Genomic DNA, 18,985 nt, shown 5'->3' with positions numbered 1-18,985 from the left:
TAGCCCCAGTTACCAATAAACAAAATGAAGTATAAACGCTAAAGGTGGGTCAATTTTACTTTACCGCTAAGTGGGTCAAAATTAGATTACCGTTGACAGTTGGTTTAAACGTGCCTCATTGGTTTGCACATTCCACTCCCAAATACACTCTTCGGATGCATCTATGATTTTTTCGAGGCGGATCCTATCTTTCTCTGCTTGGTGTTTTAGTATTGTTGTTGCGTGTGTAATGTCTGTTGTTTGAATGAGTCGGCGTTTTTTACTTTGCGCGTTATTGAACGTTTTTGTGGTTGAATAGAGCTGGCGTATTTCGTTGTTTTCTTTATTCTTTTTTTCCTCTAAGTGTTTTTTCTCTTCGCCTAACTTTTCTCGCAATAGTTTAATGTCCTTTTTCAGAGACTGTGAACTATCTTTGTTTTCGGGCAAGGCTTTATTGACATACAGTACGTTATTATTTTCGTCTAAAACTGCAATAGTATCATCTAGGTTGTCTAGCACCTCTTTATAGCTGTTAGCCCCTTTTTCCAGTATTTTTTTCACTAAAATAATGAGCAGCAAAGTTATGCTGGCTAGCAAAGAATAGACAAGTAAATATGATGACGGTTGCGCAAAATGAGGCTGAATGAAAAATATTACACCTAGGTAAACAAAAGGTACCATAAAGGTTAGCAAGCTAAGCTTACCCCAATCCTTCCATGAAATTTTTCGCACTTCAATGCCTTAAAGCTGAAAAAATACCTACTACTCTGTGTAGTACATTAGCAGATCAAAGTAAACTTCTTGCCATCATCTTTGTAGCAAATCGTTGGCAATTCAATTATTGAGCCGTCGCCCCATGTCGGTGAAAATCGTACCATGAATGACTTTTATGACTTTGTTGAGTTCCTTTGAGAACCCGCAGTTAAAGGCCAGCTAGTTGCTTGATCAGAAGTCTATAATATACGGACAAACGCCGCCCAAAAACCATCAAAAACTGTCCGTAAATTTAACACTTTCAAAAAAATAAAGAAACAAACTCTTTATTATCAACATGTTAAATAATGGCACGATTAGTGCTTAACTATCATTAATTAACTATAGAAATTGAGTATTATTCTTATGAAAAACGCATTAACTTTTTTAACACTACTACTACTGACCACCACCGCTAACGCAACCATTATTAGCGTAGATTTTGAAGTAACAAGCTCAACCGGTTTTTGGGGAGATGGCTCCTTTTCCGGTGAAGACTTAGATCTCGATGGGGTACTTTCTTTTGACGAATTAATTTCTTTTGATGGTTCAGATAATATCGAAGGCGAAACTGTCGATTTAGCTGGTCTTTTTGATTTTGGTGATTTTGATATTGATAGTAATACCTGGTTAAGTAATGCTTTTGGTTGGAGCACAACAGAAAATGCTTGGTTTACCTGGAATAACCAAATTAATAGTGTAAATGCAAGTTGGGCCACGGTAAGTACAACTATCACAAGTGATGTCGCCGTACCTGCACCTGCAACTATGTCATTATTGCTGTTAAGCCTAGTCGCCATGACTAGACTAAAACGTAAAAAATAAACGCTTGCCTTCGCTATCAGTTTGACAGCCGAGTACTTACTAGACTTAATAAAGCCTGCCTTATGCAGGCTTTATTCTTTATTGCCCTAGACAAATGCCATAATCACCTTGTTTTGGCACATTTAACCTTCGTTAATCTATTATTCTTGCCGTTGCGCTGATACGTGTGGCGTATCTATGGCCGCATTCATACAAACAGTGGTTTACACTTATTGCAGCTAGCGGTATTTTCAACGGGCAATAGCCATAATAATTAAAAAGGATATTTATGATAAAAGGAAAGCGACTCGCAATACTCTTATTTATTTTTAGCCAACACGTTTTTGCCTATCAAGATGAAATAGACAAATTCTTTTCTTTGTACGAATCCGATAAAGTTGCTGAAGCTGTTGACGCCATTTACTCAACCAACAAATGGGTCATTCGGAAGGCCGATGACGTTCAAAACGTAAAAACCCAGCTTCAAAATCTGCCCCAACTAGTGGGTACCTATCACGGCAAAGTAAAACTAGGTAATGCTGATATCGAAGATAGACTGATGTACGTTAGTTATCTCGCTTTATACGAGCGTCAACCCGTGAGATTTGAATTTGTTTTTTATCGGCCAGAAAATGATTGGGTGATTTATTCGTTCTCCTTTGATGATCAAATTGATGAAGAACTACAACAATTCGCCCGAGAAAAAGTCGTGAAAGATTAAGGCGAAAATCACGGGTGCTGCCAAAAAGAGAGACTTATTACTACTGGCACATCAATGGAAACTGATACTAGGTGACCTCGTCCATTGACTGTGACACCGTAAATAGGAATAACGCGTTAGCGACATTCTTTTGCAAGGAGGCAAACATTGAAAGACAAAGAACGGATCGCAATTTTTATCGATGCTGACAATGCTCCGGCTAGAAAAGTCGATAAAGTTTTATCAGAATTAGCTCGTTATGGTGTTGTAAATATACGTAAGGCGTACGGTAACTGGAAAAATCAAAATCTAAAACCATGGGAGGATATTCTTCACGAATTTGCTATTCAGCCCATACAACAATTCGACCTTACAAAAGGAAAAAACGCAACGGATATGGCGCTGGTCATTGACGTAATGGATGTACTTTATACTAAAGACGTTGATGTAATTTGCCTAGTTTCCTCAGATTGCGATTTTACACCTTTGGTTACACGCTGTCTGGCGGACGGAAAATTCGTGATAGGCTTCGGTGAAAGAAAAGCTCCAGTTGCCTTTGTGAACAGTTGTTCCCGTTTTCTCTACTTAGATGATGAAGCAGAGCCTGAACTCGCCACCCAGAAACAAAATAAAAATATAAAAAGCGACACAAAATTAATGAATATGCTTCGACAAGCAATCGAAGCCGTTGAGGAGAATAACGGTTGGGCGATGCTTGGTCCCATAGGTACCCATATTTCAAATCATGCATCATTTGATCAGCGCAATTATGGATTTAAAAAATTGAGTGATCTCTTTCAAGCTATCGACCTATTTGAAATGAAAAAAACAAATGGCTCAGTAATATGGGTGAGGGATAAAAAAAAGGCAAAGCAACTTAATAAGACAAAAAGTCAAAGTACTGCCTGACCAAAACCAGCGAGTTCCCCTTAGGAATAAGCAATCGCCGTACCTATATACAAACGTCCCGACTCCCTTTCATTAGGTTAAATCAACTTTGCACTCAGTGCTTTAAGTACGGCACGAGTGCGATCTCGGGTATTCAATTTTGCCAGAATATTCGACACATGATTTTTTACCGTGCCTTGAGCTAAAAACACCGTTTCAGCGATTTCCTTATTGGAATAACCGCCGGCGATCAACTTTAAGATATCCAGCTCCCGTTCACTTAACGGGTCGATGTCAGGATCAGAAAAGGTACTTAATTGTTCGTGACTTAGTTGGTTGAGCAATACAGGCTCAGCTAACATGCCACCGTTAAACACAACGTTAATGGCGGTTTCAAGCTTTTCGGTATCAACGTCTTTTAATAAAAAGCCATTTGCACCGGCTTCCATTGCTTGGGTAAACAAGGCAGGATCATCGAAAGTGGTTAATATAATGACTTTTGTGGTATTCCCTGAATCACGCAATTCGGCTAACGTGTCGATGCCACTTTTAACCGGCATGCGAATATCCATTAACAAGACATCAATGGGCTGAGCGCTAATCTTGCCAATAGCATCCGCACCATTATCAGCTTGCCAGCATACGTGTATACCAGAACATAAAGACAGCAGACTTGCTATTCCTTGTCGCACAAGTATTTGGTCATCGGCAATGGCGACATTAATCATAATGTTGTTCCTTGTAAGGCAAACGTACGCTCACTTTCCATTGGCTATTTTCTTGCTCAATTGTCACCTCGCCGCCGAGTTCGGCCGCGCGTTCATGCATATTTTGCAAGCCAGAGCCTACCCGTTCATGGGCACGCATTTTAAAAGGGTTGGACACTTCCAACAATAGGATATTGTCGCCCTTAAAAAGGGAGATAGACAAGCATTTTTCACTGCCATAACGCAGAGCATTGCTTACGGCTTCTTGGCAAATTCGCAACAACACTTCGGCATGATGTACCGATAATAAGGGGGCAGCTAATCGGGGAGTAAACTCGGCGTTAACGTGGGGCAAATGGGCAAACAAACTATCAATGGCCGCGTTTAAATCTAACTGTGCCGAGGCTTTATTTTGCTTCACCACGGCGCGAATATCATTCAGTAAATCTTTTGCAATTTGCTTTGTTTCATTAACGCCCTGTTGATGCTGCGTGGGTAAGGTTTTGCTTAGATATTCCAAATTCAGTAGTAAGCCGGTAAGTTGATGGCCGCAAATATCATGCAAGTCGCGACTTAACTTCAACCGTTCAGCCTGACGGGATGTTTGTTCTAACAATGACCGGGTAGACATCAACTCTGCATTGGCTTGCTCTAGCGCTACTCTCGATTCACTTTCTCGCACCGCGATATTTGCCACTGCTAATGCGAAACATTGAAAGGCCAAATTGAGGGTGATCGCCACTGAGGAAGAAGAAAAGCCTCTATCCCACATCAACAGGAATATGAACAAACAGATACCATTAATAAGCAATAAGACGGCAATGGATTGCTTTTGTGAAAGAAAAAACGGCAGTTGACCGGCGAAAATAACCAATAAGATTAACCCTTCGGAAGACTGAGCCGTATAAAAGACAAAACCAAACCCCATTAATTGCAGCAAGATAAAAACACTAGACAATCGCTTTGCCTGCTTCGCTTTGGTAATGAAGTTAATGGCTAAAAAACCTGTTAAGAACAATGCGAAACCGGTGAAGTAAACGCCGTTAGCAAAGGGAAAGGACGCTTTTACATGGGTGATCATCAATACGGCAAACCAGGCCAGAATACCGGCGATGAATAACGTAACCTGCTTATCTTCCTGAGGCATGATTTTTTATCTTTATTGTCGAGATTGACAGAATACAAAACCCACTTTGCCTACTTAGGTGCCAAAAGTCATGTTTTTTATTGCCATGACTTTTGGCACCTGCTCCCTTGTTCATGACCGTTTAGAGTAAGTCCTACTAAAACAGGAGATCACCCATGAAAACACACCTTAGCGCACTGACCCTTTTAACATTAACAACGCCGGTGGCAATAGCAGCAGACGTAACGGTTAATTTTGCCGGGTTAAATCAGCTATCTGGCGAGCTTTATATTGCCGTATACCCGTCCGAAGAAACCATGCAATCCCACCGCGCGATACAAAGCCAAATTGTTAGCGTACATAAAAAAGGGCAAAAAGCCGTACTCGCTGATTTACCCTCCGGACACTACGGCATCATGGTGTTTCAAGATTTAGACAAAAATCGTGACCTTAATACCAACTTGCTGGGCATTCCTACCGAGCCTTACGGCTTTAGCGCCAACCCCAATATCATGGGGCCGCCCGTCTTCGCAGACATTCAATTTGAGGTATCCAGCGCTCCTGTGCAACTGACGATCAACATGGAGTAACGAACATGAACCGTCGAGACTTTGTTAAAGCCCTAGGCCTAGCCGGTTGCGGTGCGCTAGCCCCGTCATTCAGTTTAAAGGCACTGGCTGAGCCGCCCTTATCTTTCTACCAAGAATTTAACCTGAAGATAAAAGATTATCCCATATTGCGCGCCTGGGAAGGTTTAACTGCAGATATCGTACCTCGCCGCTTTACCTGGCAAGGCAAGCTACCTGAGGCGCTAAATGGAAAAACATTTTATCGCAATGGCCCTGCCCGCGTCGTGCTGGCTAACCAGCGCTATACCCATTGGTTTGATGGTGACGGCTTTGTCCATCGCTATGCCTTTGACCCCAAAGGACTTACCCACTCTGGCAAATTCGTGCGTACGAAAAAATTTATTGAAGAAACCAATGCCAATCGTTTTTTATATAACGGCGCAGGTTCAGTTATTGCAAATTCAAAACACTCAAAGAGCGCTGAGGCCGTCAATACCGCCAACATTTCCCTGTTGCCGGTTAATAACGAATTATGGGCATTATGGGAAGCGGCTATGCCTTATAAAGTCGATCCCATTACCTTGGCAACCGAGAGACAAGTCTCCCTTGAGCCGGTATTAGACGGTATGCCATTTTCCGCTCATCCTCATGCAGATAGCCAAGGACATCTGTGGAATTTTGGCGACCTGTCATTTTTTGGTCAGTCGAAGCTAATAATCTACCAGCTTACCTCTCAGGGAAAATTAACCCGATATGCCATGGTAGATGCGCCCCAAAGCTATGTTCACGACTTCGCGGTTACCGACAATTATCTCATTTTCTACTTTCCTCCCATCACCAAACGACGAGGAGACACCCTAATTAGCAGTATGACCTGGCACGGGAACAATGAAGGCGAAATGTTAGTGATTGATAAAAATACCCTGACACCAGTATTACGCACACCATTTGATGCCGGGTTTGTTTTTCATTTTGGCAACGCATGGCAAGAGGATAACCACCTTACCATTAACGCCTGCTGGTACAAGAATGCCGACATCATGCTAAAGGACGTGAAAATGGTAACAGAAGAAAAAATGGGTAAGCATGACAGAAGTACTGCCGCACAAATTCGCATAGACCTCACCCAAAAAACCGCCTATCTGGATAACAGCACAACACCCATGGAGTTTGTCCAATTTGATAGCCGTTTTGCAGCTAAGGCCACCCAGATCCAATATGGTGTACACGCATCAAAACACGCAGCCCATGGCGAATACAACAGTATTGCCAGTATCAATACCCAATCAGGTAAGGTGGATAGCTACAACTTTGGCGATAACTTTATTACTGAAGAACCTTTATTTGTGCCAGATGGAAGTAAACAAGGCGAAGGGTATTTGGTCAATACAGGGCTCGATTTTGTATCAGGTCATACCTATTGCTGCGTGTTTGACGCCCTGCACATTGCCGATGGCCCTGTGGCCCAGGTTAAGTTGGATTCGTATATGCCGTTAGGCTTTCATGGTGCCATTGTGTAGCGACTGAACCTCACTTGGTCTGGTTACTTCAAAAGGCAGCACCATGGCAAATAACCTGAGCTCATGTTGGGAAAGAATACTCATTTTCATCCTTTACCGCTTCTTTACGTCTTCTTGCGCAACTATTGCGTTAATTATTGTTCGTAAAGAATCGGTTAATTAAGGATGAAGTAATGTTTGTGAAGAATAAGTATTTAGTAAGTGGTGCATTTTTGCTCACTTTGTGTTTATCAGGATGTGACTACATTGTTGACGGTGGTAGCAGCAGCAGTGGTCATGGCTATTACCAGTTTGTTAATCTAGTTCCCCAATCACCTAACATTGAATTTGTGGTGGATGACGACTCAGAAGGTGAAATAGGTTTTGCTGAAGCAACGGCTTACGATTACGTCAGTAATTCCACCTACGACATTGAATTTAACCAAATACTTCCCAATACAGAGAACGACAACTTTATTGATGACGACTCACTAAAGGTAAAGAAAAACAAACTTCACAGTTATATCCTGTATGGCGATACCGATTCGCCCAGCAGCTATGAAATCACCATCGACGTTTCTGATGTATTTGATGATGATTTTGATGATGGTTACGCCATGGTGCAGTTTGCCAACTTGGCGAACTATAACGACAGCGTTGACGTGTACATCTTAGATGCCGATGGTTCTTTAACCAATCAAACAGCTGATTACACCCTTTCCCCCGAAGACAGCAGTGGCGATGTGGAGCTGGATGCGGGAGATTATAAAATCGTCTTTACCGAATCAGGCAGTGACACCATTTTAGCGATGAAAAATGATATCACTATCAACGAAGGTGAAGCCTTATCTTACGTTTTTGTCAGCTACGAAAATGCCGGCTTTGACGATGACTTCTATAGTATTGTGGAGCTCAACGATGAGGGTGCCAGACAGCTTACTAACGAAGCTCAGGACAGCTATCTGCGGGTGAGCAACAATATAGCCAATACCACGTCTATAGTCGTCGCCCAAGACAGTTTAGCGAACACCGTCGCCGAAGATCTGTATTTTGGCGATATTTCTGATTTTCTTACCATAGATATTGACGATCCCGACGATGCCAACAGTGTGGATGTGTACTTAAGAGATACGGATACCAATGCGATCTTGGAAAGTACCAGTATCGATTTTTACGCCGATCAGATTGTATTGCTGTTAAGTTCTGGTGATGCAACCAGTACGGTGAGCTCTTATACCAATACTGAAGATTTACGGGTTATCGACACCCATGCAAAACTGTTGTTTTCTCACAACATTGACAATGAAAGCAGCACAGACATTACAGTAAAAGTGATTGAACAAGGTAGTAACCCCGATTCTTACGAAGCCTCAGATGAAATAGGCTATTTAAACAGCCTTGATATTGAAATCGAAGCCGGTGATTACGACGTATATGTTTACGACGCCGATACCGATGACTTGCTATTGGAAACCACGATTTACGATGTGCTGGAAGGCGACGTCATTAACGTCGTGTTATCCGATTATGATTACGGCGGCGAACCATACCAGATATTTACCTACACCAATTAATCCTTCGTGCCGGCGTCTCTCGCCGGCACCCATTTTTATCCTCTGAGACATCCCCCGCAAACACATAATGTTACGGCGGCAATCCACTACATTATTCGCTACCCATTGCCTTATACAACATCAGTTGATTAAGGTTATAAGTTAACCTCGAAGCAATGTCGTCCAACCGCGCTGTCAGATACTGATTTTTCATATCCAGTAACGGGATCTGATTCACCACTCCCGCTTCATATTCTGCTTTTACCATGGCCAATTGTTGTTGGTGTAAAGCCAGTGCCTCTTGGTTCAATTGATATTGTTCCCGCGCCCGGTTCACTTTTTTAATGGCACTGTCTACTTCGGTCCACGCTTTTAATACCTGTTGTTTAAAGCGAATGGCGGCCTGTTGTTGACTGATTTCAGTTAGCGCAACTTCGCGATGAAGCACACCACGATTGAAGATGGGCAAATAAAAGCCCGCGCCAAGTGTCCAGGTTCGAGATGACCAGTCCGATAAGGTATCACTGCTTAATGCTTCTATTCCGGCGCTGCCGGTTAAAGTAAATTGCGGATACAAGGACGCCTCTGCAAGACCAATTTTTGCGGTGGCGGCCTTTAGGGCTTCTTCAGCGGCCCTGACATCAGGCCTTTCACTTAACACCGACGACGGCAAACGCAACGCGGGCGTATCATAAACCTGCAGTGGAGTGCCATTTTCCGCCAGTAGCGATGATAAAGAACCGGGCTTAGCCCCAACCAATAAGGTCAATGAGTTTTGCAATTCGGTAATGTCATTTTCCATCGCCGAGATCGCAATCTCCATTTGTTTAATCGTTGCTTGTTCCGATAGCAGGCCTTGTTGAGAGATGACCCCAGAGTCGGCCATGGCCCTGTGTATTGCCAACTGTGATTTTAAATTGCCGATTAATTGCTCTCGTAAAGATAAGGTGTATTGCTTGGCTCGCAATGTCAGGTATTGACGGGTGAGCTCTGTTTTTAACGTCAGTCTCAAATCATCTAGCTCATAGGATGCCATTTGGGCATTGGCATCGGCGGCAGTGACCTGATTGGCAACCTTACCCCACAAATCGGGCTCCCAACTGGCATCAAAACCTGTTGAGTAAATGCCATAGGGAGAAGACAGCGCCTCAATAAGAGAATCTCGGGTATCTCCTGTCGAGAATAAACTGATAGTACGACTGCTGGCACCATCTTCACTTATTCGTTGGCGGGCAACGCTACCTGAAAAACTCAGGTCGGGATCGTTACTCGCCGCGGCTTGCTTTTGATACAAACGGCTGGAGGCAAAATTCAGTGCCGCCACCTGTAAATCGTGGTTATTTTGTTCCAGTAAGGTATATAACTGAGCCAATGCTACATCATCGCGGCGCCAATCCGTCAGCGAGGATAAAGTACCTTGCTGGGGCGTCGTGTCCACCTGTGGCCAGGCTAACGGCATAGTCACATCCGGTTTTTCATAGTCTGGCCCCAAGCGGGTGCATCCTGATAGCAAGCAAAGAGTGATAGCGGCAATGGGGCACCAGGCAGATTTCATTTTCATCTCCATCAGGAAGTACGGTGTCTGAATAACCAACTGGCCACAGGCAATGTGACCGCTGCAATAAGTATTAACGGAAGCATTTCGGTGTAAACATCCGCCAGCGTTGCGCCTTCTAAATACACCCGGCGAACGATACTAATAGAAAAACGTAGCGGATTAACGTAGGTAATGTCCTGCATCAAATCGGGCATATTCGCTAGCGGCGTGGCATAGCCAGATAACAGCATCAGCGGCATAAGCAACACAAAGGTATAAAGCATGGCTTGCTGCATGTTAAGGGACACCGCAGAAATGGAAAGCCCCACTCCCACACTGGCCAAGGTAAACAAAAACAAGCCCAAATACAGAACCAATAAGCTTCCTTGAAAGGGAATATCAAACCAAAAACGGCAAATAAGCAGTACCAAGGTAGATTGCACTAAGCCGATTAGAATTGACGGAACCGCTTTGCTAATAAGAATTTGCGACGGCAGACTGGGGGTGACCAACAGTTGATCAAAGGTCCCCTGCTCCCGCTCTCTGGCCACAGACAGCGCTGTTAGCATCATCGTTTGGATCATGCTCAATGCGGCTATCATACCGGGCATGATGATCCAGCGGGTTTCCATGTTGGGATTAAACCAAGCCCGACTTTTAACGGTAATGGGAAGCTGTGAACTTATATCGGTACTGGCATTATAGGCAAGAGTAATAGTACTAAAACTACCCACAACGGCATTGGCAGTGGCAGAGTTTCGTCCATCTACAATAAGCTGGAGTGGACTGGCTTCACCCTGTCCCAATTTATCGGCAAAATCTGCCGGGAAATACACCACCATTAGGGCTTCCTGATTACCGATTACATCGGCCACTTCATCACTGCCATGGAGAGTTGCCACCTGATTAAACAATCCAGCCCCTTTGAGTTTTTGCAACACATCATGACTGGCTTGGCTATTGCTTTGATCCAAGACCGCATAAGGCACTTCTTTTAAATCGAAGGTGGCGGCATAACCAAACAAAATACTCTGCATAATAATGGGCAGAATAAGAATAATTCTGGATGAAGGATCTTTAAGTACCGTGAGGAACTCCTTCTGACACAGATTAAAAATGAATTGAAAATACTGTTTTATATTTGCCATTGTTTAATCCAGTGTTTTCTTGGTCAGCATGCGGGCAAGCCCCAATAAAACCACCGCATACAAAGTAAGTAAGGCCAGATCTTTGAGGATGATGGGCCAAAAATCCCCCGCCAAAAACACGGTTCTCAGTAGTTCGATAAAATAGGTGGCAGGTAACAGCATACCGATCAGCTTTACCGCCGTGGGCAGATTACCCAAATCAAAAACAAAACCGGATAACATCATGGCCGGTAAAAAGCTCACTAATATGGCTAACTGACTGGCCAGAAACTGATTGCGGGTTTTCGCTGAAATCAGCAATCCAATGGCCAACGCCACAAGCATATAAATCACCGAGCCAATCACTAAAATAAAGAACGAGCCATGAATGGGAACATGAAATAGAAACGTGGATGCCAGTACGCACATTACCAGGCCAATAATGCCCACCATAAAGTAGGGAATGATTTTCGCCAGAATAATTTCCGTGGGGCGCACCGGAGTCACAAAGAGGGCTTCTAACGTACCACGCTCCCACTCTCTTGCCATCACCAGCGCCGTTAGGAAGGTGCCAACTAAGGTCATAATTAGCACAATCAGGCCTGGTACGATAAACCAGGTACTGGTGTTGGCATCATTAAACCAAATTCGGGGGATCACGGTAACGCCCCCTGCACTGTGACTGGCGATATTGCTTCGGTCGGCCCGTTTTTGTGCCCAGGTGCCAACGAGACTTGAAAAGTATGTACGAATTGATGACGCCCGCGTTGCGTCACTGCCCAGTACAATCAACTGAACATCGGCGTGTCCTGCGGCCAAATCCGCCGCAAAGGTATCGTCAAATACCGCAATGGCCTCCACATCTCTTGCCCGTAAGGCTTTTTTGGCTTGTTGAAAAGATGTCATGATAGTGGGTTTAAAATACGGAGAAAGGCGGATGGCAGAGACCACATCGTCGGTTTGCTCAGAAGGCTGGGTGGTCACCACTGCCAACTTGATATCTTTGACATCCAAGGTAACGCCATAACCAAAAATAAAGATCAGGGCTATGGGCAAACCAATACCAATCATAAGATTACTTTGATCTCTAAGTAACTGTCGGGTTTCTTTTTTTACCAAAGCCCACAAGCGACTGAAAAAACCACCGGCCACGCCCGAATTAACCTTCATCCCCGCGCTCCTTTTTCTTACGGCGATTATTTTCAATGATGCTGATAAAGGTTTCTTCCATCGTCACCACCCTATCGGTGGTATCCTCTAGGTTCGCCCGTATTTCATCTGGCGTGCCCATGGCGAGCTTTTCCCCCGCATCCTGAATAAGAATTTTGTCACAGTATTCGGCTTCTTCCATAAAATGGGTGGTAATAATAATGGCTGTGCCAGTTTGAGATAGTGCGGTAATACGACGCCAGAACGCCCGTCGGGCCAAGGGATCGGCACCACTGGTAGGTTCATCTAAAAATAGAATGTCAGGCTTGTGCATTAAACTGGCTGCCATGACCAAACGCTGTTTGTAGCCACCGGGTAATTCACCACTTTTATCATCTAAATGGGAAGCCAAATCAAACTGTTCTGATACTCTATCTATGGCCGCTTTACGCTGCTTTCCCCACAAACTATAAGTACCGGCAAAAAAACGTAAATTCTCATACACGGTTAAATTGCCATACAAGGCAAATTTTTGAGACACATAGCCAATACGACTGCGGGCATCGGCACGGGCTGTGCGCAAGTTTTTGCCTGCCACACTTAGTTCACCGGAGGTGGCTGGCAATAACCCACACAGCATACGAAAGGTCGTGGTTTTCCCCGCACCATTGGGGCCTAACAGGCCGAAGATTTCTCCCGGATACACCTCAAAAGAGGTTTTCGCTACCGCAGTAAAATCACCGAAAGTTTTTACCAGCTGTTTGACCGACACAATGGGAGAAGCAGGATCGGGCGGACGCTTATCATCCTCACTGAGTTTATCCACTGACACGACCTGGGGTGCCATGTGTTCTTTTAGCACCATCATAAAGGCATCTTCCAAACTGGGATCAATGCCCTCTACCTTGTCATAAGACAGCCCTTCGGTGACCTCATCAATGTTGCTGCTAGGTTGAATGACACAGCGCACCAGACCGCCTTGGGGAACGGCATCCACTACCCGATCCGATTGATCTAACAAGGCACTTTGCAATTCTCGGGGCTTTTGTTCCCCTTTAGGGGTAAATAAATAGCACTGGTTCTGCGCTTGTTCGGTGAGGCTGTCTGGCGATCCTGATACCAGTATTTTTCCTTCATGAAGCAAATGCACCTGTTGACAACGGGCGGCTTCATCTAGATAAGAAGTACTCACAATCACCGTTAACGACTCTTCTTCAACTAACTGCAGTATGATTTTCCAGAGTTCTTGTCGGGAAAGCGGATCAACGCCCACGGTAGGTTCATCAAGCAATAAGAGTTTAGGCGAACGTACCAGAGTACAAGCGAGCCCCAATTTTTGCTTCATCCCCCCCGATAGCTTGCCTGCCGGACGGGCGGTAAATGCGGTAAGGTTGGTCATGGTAAGCAAGCGTTCATAACGTTTTTGCCGCTCTTGGGCCGGCACGCCATGGAGATCAGCATAGAGATCTAAATTTTCCTGTACGCTTAGATCTTCATACAAGCCAAAACGCTGAGGCATATAACTGATCAGGTTTTGTACCTTTTGTGGGTCCGCGTACATATCGATACCCAGTACGCTCAAGGCACCTTTAGTGGGCGTCATCAACCCGGCAATTAAACGCAGCAACGTGGTTTTACCGGCCCCATCGGGGCCAACGAGGGCCGTGAGCTCCCCTTTTTGCACGCTCATATCCATGGAGGCCAGTGCCACCACCGTCTCTTTTTTTTGCTTATCGGTAAATACTTTATTTAATGCCTGAGCCTGCACCACAGCAGAAGTCATGTGCCCTAGTCTCCCAACGGAAACACAACTGTGGCAGGCATGCCTAATTTGAGCCGATTTTCATCATCGTTTACCCGCACTCGCATTTCGTACACCAGGGATGTCCGTAAATCTTCTGTTTCCACATTCTTAGGGGTAAATTCGGCCACCGAAGAAATAAAGGCCACCGTACCGGTAAGCTCGGTAGATAAACCGTCGACAATAATTCGCGCCTGTTTACCCACTGTCACCGATGCTAACTGCACTTCATTCACATAAACACGGATCCACTTCGGTGAGGTCAGTGCCAATGACACCACCGGCTTTTGCGGTGAAGCAATATCACCCGGCTCAAGTAGACGGGCCCGTACCACACCGTCACTGGGCGCAACCAGTTGGGTACGCGCTAATTGTTCTTTTAATAAATCGGCTTGGGATTGCATCACCACCAACTGGGCTTGGGCTTGGGCGATGTCTTCTTTACGCGGGCCTTCTTGCACCAAAGACGCATTGGCTTTCGCTTTATCCAACGACGCTAATGCCATGGTTAGGTTATCTCTTGCTTCATCGATATCCTGTGCGCTTACCCCTTGTCCTTGGGTTTTGTTTTCCACTGATAGCAGCCTATTTAGCCGCGCCCGGGCAATTTTCACCGTGGCTTGTTGTTGACTGACTTCAGCCTTTGCCTGCGCGACTTCCTGGGATCTGGCTCCCGCCTTGAGTTTATCAACCAACGCTTGTTGCGCTGCAATCTGGGCCTGACTTTGCTGCAATTGAAGGGCGTAAATAGTGTTATCCAAGGAGGCAATCACCTGTCCGGCTTTAACCTGATCACCCTCTTCAACCTCTAACGATTCGATGCGATCCGATTGGGTAAACGCCAATGAAACCTGTCGAATATCCACATTCCCATATAGGGTAATATCTGACGCCCCTTCATCCTGCTTGTAAAACCCATAGAAACCTACAGCAACAACAATTAACCCAACAAGCAGAATGCTAACTTTTTTACCCATTGCTATTACGCCCTATGAAGATCGATTCACTTGCAACAATATTAAATTCAAATTTGAATTTCAACTAAACTCTCGGTAAAGTCCGTTTAAATGTATATCAGTGACATTTGAAACGTGAATACCAGAAAAAGCCGTGCAGACGGCGAAGAAACCAAACAAAGAATACTGGCTACTGCGGGGGAGTTGTTCGCCCAACGTGGCTTTCATAATACCTCGGCGAAAGATATTTGCGAGTTAGCCAAGGTCAATACGGCGGCGATTAATTACCATTTTAATGGTAAAGACGGTTTATACGAACAGGTTGTTTCTGCGGCAATAGAACATTTTTTGCATTGGGACTTTATCAACGGTCTGCAAAACAGCAAGGTGGATAACGAAGCAAAACTCGATGCCCTTATCCGTCATATTATTGCGAATATCATGGAATACCGTACCTGGCATGGCAAAGTATGGGCGAGAGAAATTGTTTCTCCCTCTCCGCATATGGAAAAGGTGCTAATGAAAGAAGCCCACTCCCGTGTACGGATCATCACCCAAGTTATCACCGGCGCCTGCCAAAAGCAATACGATCCTAGCGACATTAAGGCCACCTATAGCCTGTTCACCCTGATGGCTCCCTGTTTAATGCTGATGATCATCAATCCTGACTTACCCACGCCTTTGCAGCCGCTTTTTTCGCGCCCAGAAGAGGAACTTGTGGATTATTTAAAAACCCTTATCCACCGCATGTATGACTAATCCCTAATCCAGCAATATGTGTTAGGTGGGTTATAAGTTCGCCAACTGTACACTAACCGCACCGAGCACAAGGGCATTGATCCGATTAAACCAGCGCCAGAATACTGGGCGCTGCATATGGGCAGCAAAATATGCAGTCAGGGAACTTAAGCCCACAAACCACAGCACGGACGCGGTGATAGCCCCTGCAACAAACCACCATTTATTTTCTTGCCATTGGCTGGCTAAATTGCCCATCAACAGCAGCGTATCCAGATAAAAATGGGGGTTTAGCCAAGTCACCGCTAACGCCGTAAGCACCGCCCGTTTAAACGATACAGGCTTGTTCGCCATGGCTAGGATCATGGCATCGTCTTTCATCGATGCCCGTAATTTATTGTACGCAAACCAGACAAGAAAAAGTACACCGGCCCATTTGGTAACCGAGATAAGCAGTGGATATTGCTGCAAAAGCAAGCCAAATCCCAGGGCCCCTAAACTGATGGATATGGCATCGCTTAGAATAAACAGCACAACAAACAACCACACCCACTGCCGTTTAAGGGATTGTTCAATAAGAAAGCTGTTTTGCGCCCCAATGGCGATAATCAACGTCCCTCCCATTATCAAACCACTCAGCATTGCGGAAACCATATTTTTACCTTTTCAGTATGTCTATTTTCAATTCTACGTTGATTTTATAGGCAAACACAGATTTAATTAAATTAATCAAATTTATATATCATTAATTAATTTAATAATTATAGGCGCAACAATGTTGGATTATGCCGCGTTACACTGTTTTAGCGAGGTACTGCGATTTGGGGGGTTCGACAAAGGAGCCCAAGCGTTAAATCTAACCCAATCGGCGGTGTCACAGAAAATAAAGCGTTTGGAACAACAGGTAGGCGGGCCAGTTTTGATTCGAACTAAACCGGTCACTGCCACGCCCCTCGGGCGACAGCTACTTACTCATTACCAAAAAGTCAGCGTTTTAGAAGAATCTCTCAGTGCCGTAACCGGTTTAGACACCACGGCGGCCCCCTTATCCGTGGCCATCAATAATGATGTGCTGGCAACCTGGTTTGCCACTGTGATGAACCGATTCGCCGCCCAACGCCCCAACCCTGTTCACGTGTATAACGCAGATCAAACCCAAACCCGACAGCTTCTTCAACAAGGTGAGGTCATGGCCTGCATCAGTCAAATTGGCACGCCGGTAACCGGTGGTCAGTCGATGTTATTGGGTAACATGAACTATCAGCTGTACGCATCGCCTGCGTATATTAATCGGTATCTTGGCGAACACTACACTGCGGAAGATGTTATGGCTGCGCCTGGCTTATTGTACGACGAGTATGATGTTGTTTTATTAGGAGATTATCAGCAATCCTGTTTAAATATGTCGCCTCGCCTCACCACCTGTCATTGGTACCCTTCATCCCACGGATTCGTCAACATGGCGGCAGAAGGGGTTGCGTGGGCGCTGCTTCCGACACTGCAAATAGCTCAGGAAGTGGCGAAGGGACAATTAATTTCATTGTTCCCAACCAAATATTTGGCAGTTCCTTTGTTTTGGCATTGGATCTCACTGGAGTCTGAGGCAATGGCCTCATTGAGCAAAGCGGTAAAAGAAGTGGCGAAAGAGGTGTTAACGCTACAGCAATAAAACCGTAGCGTTAACCACATTTAAGAATGATTAATCGAAGGTCACCACAATGTATTTCACATGACCGTCAACGGACTGGGGTAAGAAAAATACGCCACCGGCAGTAAAATACTGCACGTTATTAATAGTAACAGGCTGTGCATCTTTCGGTAATTCTGAATAAAAATGACCCGCTTCGTATGTTTCATTTGTGGTACTTTTTATTTTAGGTTGTTCAACCACCACGTAACCGTCATCAGTACGGGAGTAATACACACCCTCTACGACATAATACACATTACCATCAATAACAATGGTATCAGCGCGAGGCGGTAGTGCAGGAACCATCAACCCAAGGGGAGGCTCTACGACACGAAAACCATCATCGATGTAACGGTAATACACCCCATTATGATAACGGTATAATTTTCCATGATAGTGAATTTTTCTTGCTTCATCCGGCACGCGAGCTATTTTATGTCCGGGCTTGTACCGCGGTGCGGTAAGAGCGCCTGCAACAAGCGCTCCTATCCCCACACCGAGTACCAGCGCATCTGCACCACCGCCGCCATGGCCAGCCACACGGAAACGTCCGGGCCCATGACCTCCACCAGGGAAAACAGCACATCCGCTTAACATTGACACTACAAGTAAAAAAGTTACAAGCCTACGAAGTCTCATGTTGCGTTCCTTAATACAAATAGAAAAATTAAAGAGCCAAATACCGTTAATTGACTCCCGTACAGTTAGAACACGAGAAGTTCCAAAAAATCGTCAAGAAGATAAAAATCTACGTATAGATTTGGTAAAACAAAATCAACGATGGCACTTTTGTTTGGTAAAGACTATTTGTAAAGACTTACAAACCTTTACTCGTTGAAAGATTGAGTTGTGTAAAAGTGAAAATATAATGTTTTCATTATTTTAAAATGGCTTAATACGTTTCCCATGATTCAATTTTCACTTTCAAAGCTTCGCGGTGCAACCCTTGCGGCGTGTCTGATTAGCGCCCCCATGGCTTATGCCCATCATGGTGTAAATGGGCAATTTGATATGTCTAAAAGCATTGAGATTACTGGTGTTATTACCAAAATAAAACTAGTAAATCCCCACTCTTATGTTTATTTCGACATCCAAAATGCCGATGGCAAAAAAGAGAGCTGGCGATGTGAACTCGGTAGCGGAAGTGCACTACGTCGCGCCGGATGGAAAAGCCGTACCTTTGCCAAAGGAAAAGAAATTACCATTGTAGGGGCGCCCGGTCGTAATGGAAAATTAGAATGTCATGCCAACAAGATCGTTTTCGATGATGGTATGGTACTTACCCGTAGCTCGGTACTCGATGATGACGGTAAGGTACTTGTCCATGCAAGACAAACTATGCTAGACGATGGTGTACTGAACCTAGATGGTAGCTGGGTTGCAGATCGACCTAAACGTCCAGGTCCCCC

The 18,985-nt window shown here is 44.7% G+C and carries 19 protein-coding genes; 9 read left to right on the top strand and 10 right to left on the bottom strand.

All coding sequences use genetic code 11. From position 1 onward, the window contains the following. Nucleotides 1–81 precede the first annotated feature (81 nt). A complete protein-coding gene (locus V5298_RS14795; protein ID WP_332932223.1) occupies nt 82–711 on the bottom strand; it encodes a hypothetical protein in 630 nt (209 codons plus the stop codon). 387 nt (nt 712–1,098) lie between these two features. Between V5298_RS14795 and V5298_RS14790 the strand changes: the two genes are divergently transcribed. From V5298_RS14790 to V5298_RS14780, 3 genes are all read left to right on the top strand, one after another. Continuing rightward, nucleotides 1,099–1,557, top strand: coding sequence for a PEP-CTERM sorting domain-containing protein (locus V5298_RS14790; protein WP_332932222.1), 459 nt, complete (start codon nt 1,099–1,101; stop codon nt 1,555–1,557). Nucleotides 1,558–1,825: 268 nt separating this feature from the next. Beyond that, entirely contained in the window at nt 1,826–2,257 is a 432-nt protein-coding gene (locus V5298_RS14785) for a hypothetical protein (protein WP_332932221.1), read from the top strand. A 147-nt stretch (nt 2,258–2,404) separates the two neighbouring features. Then, entirely contained in the window at nt 2,405–3,145 is a 741-nt protein-coding gene (locus V5298_RS14780; protein ID WP_332932220.1) for an NYN domain-containing protein, read from the top strand. Between the two features lie 77 nt (nt 3,146–3,222). Here the strand turns inward: V5298_RS14780 and V5298_RS14775 are convergent, their stop codons facing one another. Continuing rightward, nucleotides 3,223–3,852 (bottom strand): response regulator transcription factor, encoded by a 630-nt coding sequence (locus V5298_RS14775; protein ID WP_332932219.1) that lies wholly within the window; start codon nt 3,850–3,852, stop codon nt 3,223–3,225. Continuing rightward, on the bottom strand, nt 3,845–4,978 hold the full coding sequence (locus tag V5298_RS14770; protein WP_332932218.1) for a sensor histidine kinase: 1,134 nt from the start codon (nt 4,976–4,978) through the stop codon (nt 3,845–3,847). The genes V5298_RS14775 and V5298_RS14770 overlap by 8 nt, the downstream gene beginning before the upstream one ends. Before the next feature lie 155 nt (nt 4,979–5,133). Between V5298_RS14770 and V5298_RS14765 the strand changes: the two genes are divergently transcribed. From V5298_RS14765 to V5298_RS14755, 3 genes are all read left to right on the top strand, one after another. Then, nucleotides 5,134–5,547, top strand: a complete 414-nt coding sequence (locus V5298_RS14765; protein WP_332932217.1) for a DUF2141 domain-containing protein — start codon at nt 5,134–5,136, stop codon at nt 5,545–5,547. A gap of 5 nt (nt 5,548–5,552) precedes the next feature. Beyond that, complete coding sequence (locus tag V5298_RS14760; protein WP_332932216.1) at nt 5,553–7,046, top strand: carotenoid oxygenase family protein; 1,494 nt, start codon at nt 5,553–5,555, stop codon at nt 7,044–7,046. Between the two features lie 173 nt (nt 7,047–7,219). Continuing rightward, nucleotides 7,220–8,599 carry a DUF4397 domain-containing protein gene (locus V5298_RS14755; protein ID WP_332932215.1) on the top strand — a complete coding sequence of 460 codons (1,380 nt, stop codon included), beginning with the start codon at nt 7,220–7,222 and terminating at the stop codon, nt 8,597–8,599. A 91-nt stretch (nt 8,600–8,690) separates the two neighbouring features. On the opposite strand, the gene V5298_RS14750 is transcribed toward V5298_RS14755, so the two are convergent. The 5 genes from V5298_RS14750 to V5298_RS14730 are packed head-to-tail and all read right to left on the bottom strand — an operon-like array spanning nt 8,691 to nt 15,169. Beyond that, a complete protein-coding gene (locus V5298_RS14750) occupies nt 8,691–10,133 on the bottom strand; it encodes a TolC family protein (protein WP_332932214.1) in 1,443 nt (480 codons plus the stop codon). An 11-nt stretch (nt 10,134–10,144) separates the two neighbouring features. Then, nucleotides 10,145–11,263, bottom strand: coding sequence for an ABC transporter permease (locus V5298_RS14745; RefSeq protein WP_332932213.1), 1,119 nt, complete (start codon nt 11,261–11,263; stop codon nt 10,145–10,147). Nucleotides 11,264–11,266: 3 nt separating this feature from the next. Continuing rightward, nucleotides 11,267–12,412: an ABC transporter permease gene (locus V5298_RS14740; RefSeq protein WP_332932212.1), complete on the bottom strand. Its 1,146-nt coding sequence runs from the start codon at nt 12,410–12,412 to the stop codon at nt 11,267–11,269. Then, the gene (locus tag V5298_RS14735; RefSeq protein ID WP_332932211.1) at nt 12,402–14,174 is read right to left on the bottom strand and encodes an ATP-binding cassette domain-containing protein; all 1,773 of its coding nucleotides are present in this window, start codon (nt 14,172–14,174) and stop codon (nt 12,402–12,404) included. Before V5298_RS14735 ends, V5298_RS14740 begins: the two co-directional genes overlap by 11 nt. A 5-nt stretch (nt 14,175–14,179) precedes the next feature. Further along, entirely contained in the window at nt 14,180–15,169 is a 990-nt protein-coding gene (locus V5298_RS14730) for an HlyD family efflux transporter periplasmic adaptor subunit (RefSeq protein ID WP_332932210.1), read from the bottom strand. Nucleotides 15,170–15,283: 114 nt separating this feature from the next. Here V5298_RS14730 and V5298_RS14725 point away from each other — a divergent pair, with 114 nt between their 5' ends. Beyond that, nucleotides 15,284–15,907 carry a CerR family C-terminal domain-containing protein gene (locus tag V5298_RS14725; RefSeq protein WP_332932209.1) on the top strand — a complete coding sequence of 208 codons (624 nt, stop codon included), beginning with the start codon at nt 15,284–15,286 and terminating at the stop codon, nt 15,905–15,907. Nucleotides 15,908–15,937: 30 nt separating this feature from the next. On the opposite strand, the gene V5298_RS14720 is transcribed toward V5298_RS14725, so the two are convergent. Continuing rightward, nucleotides 15,938–16,540, bottom strand: coding sequence for a LysE/ArgO family amino acid transporter (locus V5298_RS14720; RefSeq protein ID WP_332932208.1), 603 nt, complete (start codon nt 16,538–16,540; stop codon nt 15,938–15,940). Nucleotides 16,541–16,661: 121 nt separating this feature from the next. On the opposite strand from V5298_RS14720, the gene V5298_RS14715 reads away from it, so the two are divergent. Continuing rightward, nucleotides 16,662–17,555, top strand: coding sequence for an ArgP/LysG family DNA-binding transcriptional regulator (locus tag V5298_RS14715; protein ID WP_332932207.1), 894 nt, complete (start codon nt 16,662–16,664; stop codon nt 17,553–17,555). A gap of 30 nt (nt 17,556–17,585) precedes the next feature. Here V5298_RS14715 and V5298_RS14710 read toward each other — a convergent pair whose 3' ends face one another. Continuing rightward, entirely contained in the window at nt 17,586–18,215 is a 630-nt protein-coding gene (locus V5298_RS14710) for a DUF6515 family protein (protein ID WP_332932206.1), read from the bottom strand. Between the two features lie 267 nt (nt 18,216–18,482). On the opposite strand from V5298_RS14710, the gene V5298_RS14705 reads away from it, so the two are divergent. After that, a partial coding sequence (locus V5298_RS14705; protein WP_332932205.1) for a DUF6152 family protein occupies nt 18,483–18,985 on the top strand: 503 nt, incomplete at its 3' end.

The sequence above is a fragment of the Alteromonas sp. 14N.309.X.WAT.G.H12 genome, from assembly GCF_036697315.1.
Lineage (GTDB): Bacteria > Pseudomonadota > Gammaproteobacteria > Enterobacterales > Alteromonadaceae > Alteromonas.
The sequence above is the reverse complement of the archived record's forward strand: the minus strand, read 5'-3'. Positions and strand labels throughout refer to the sequence as shown.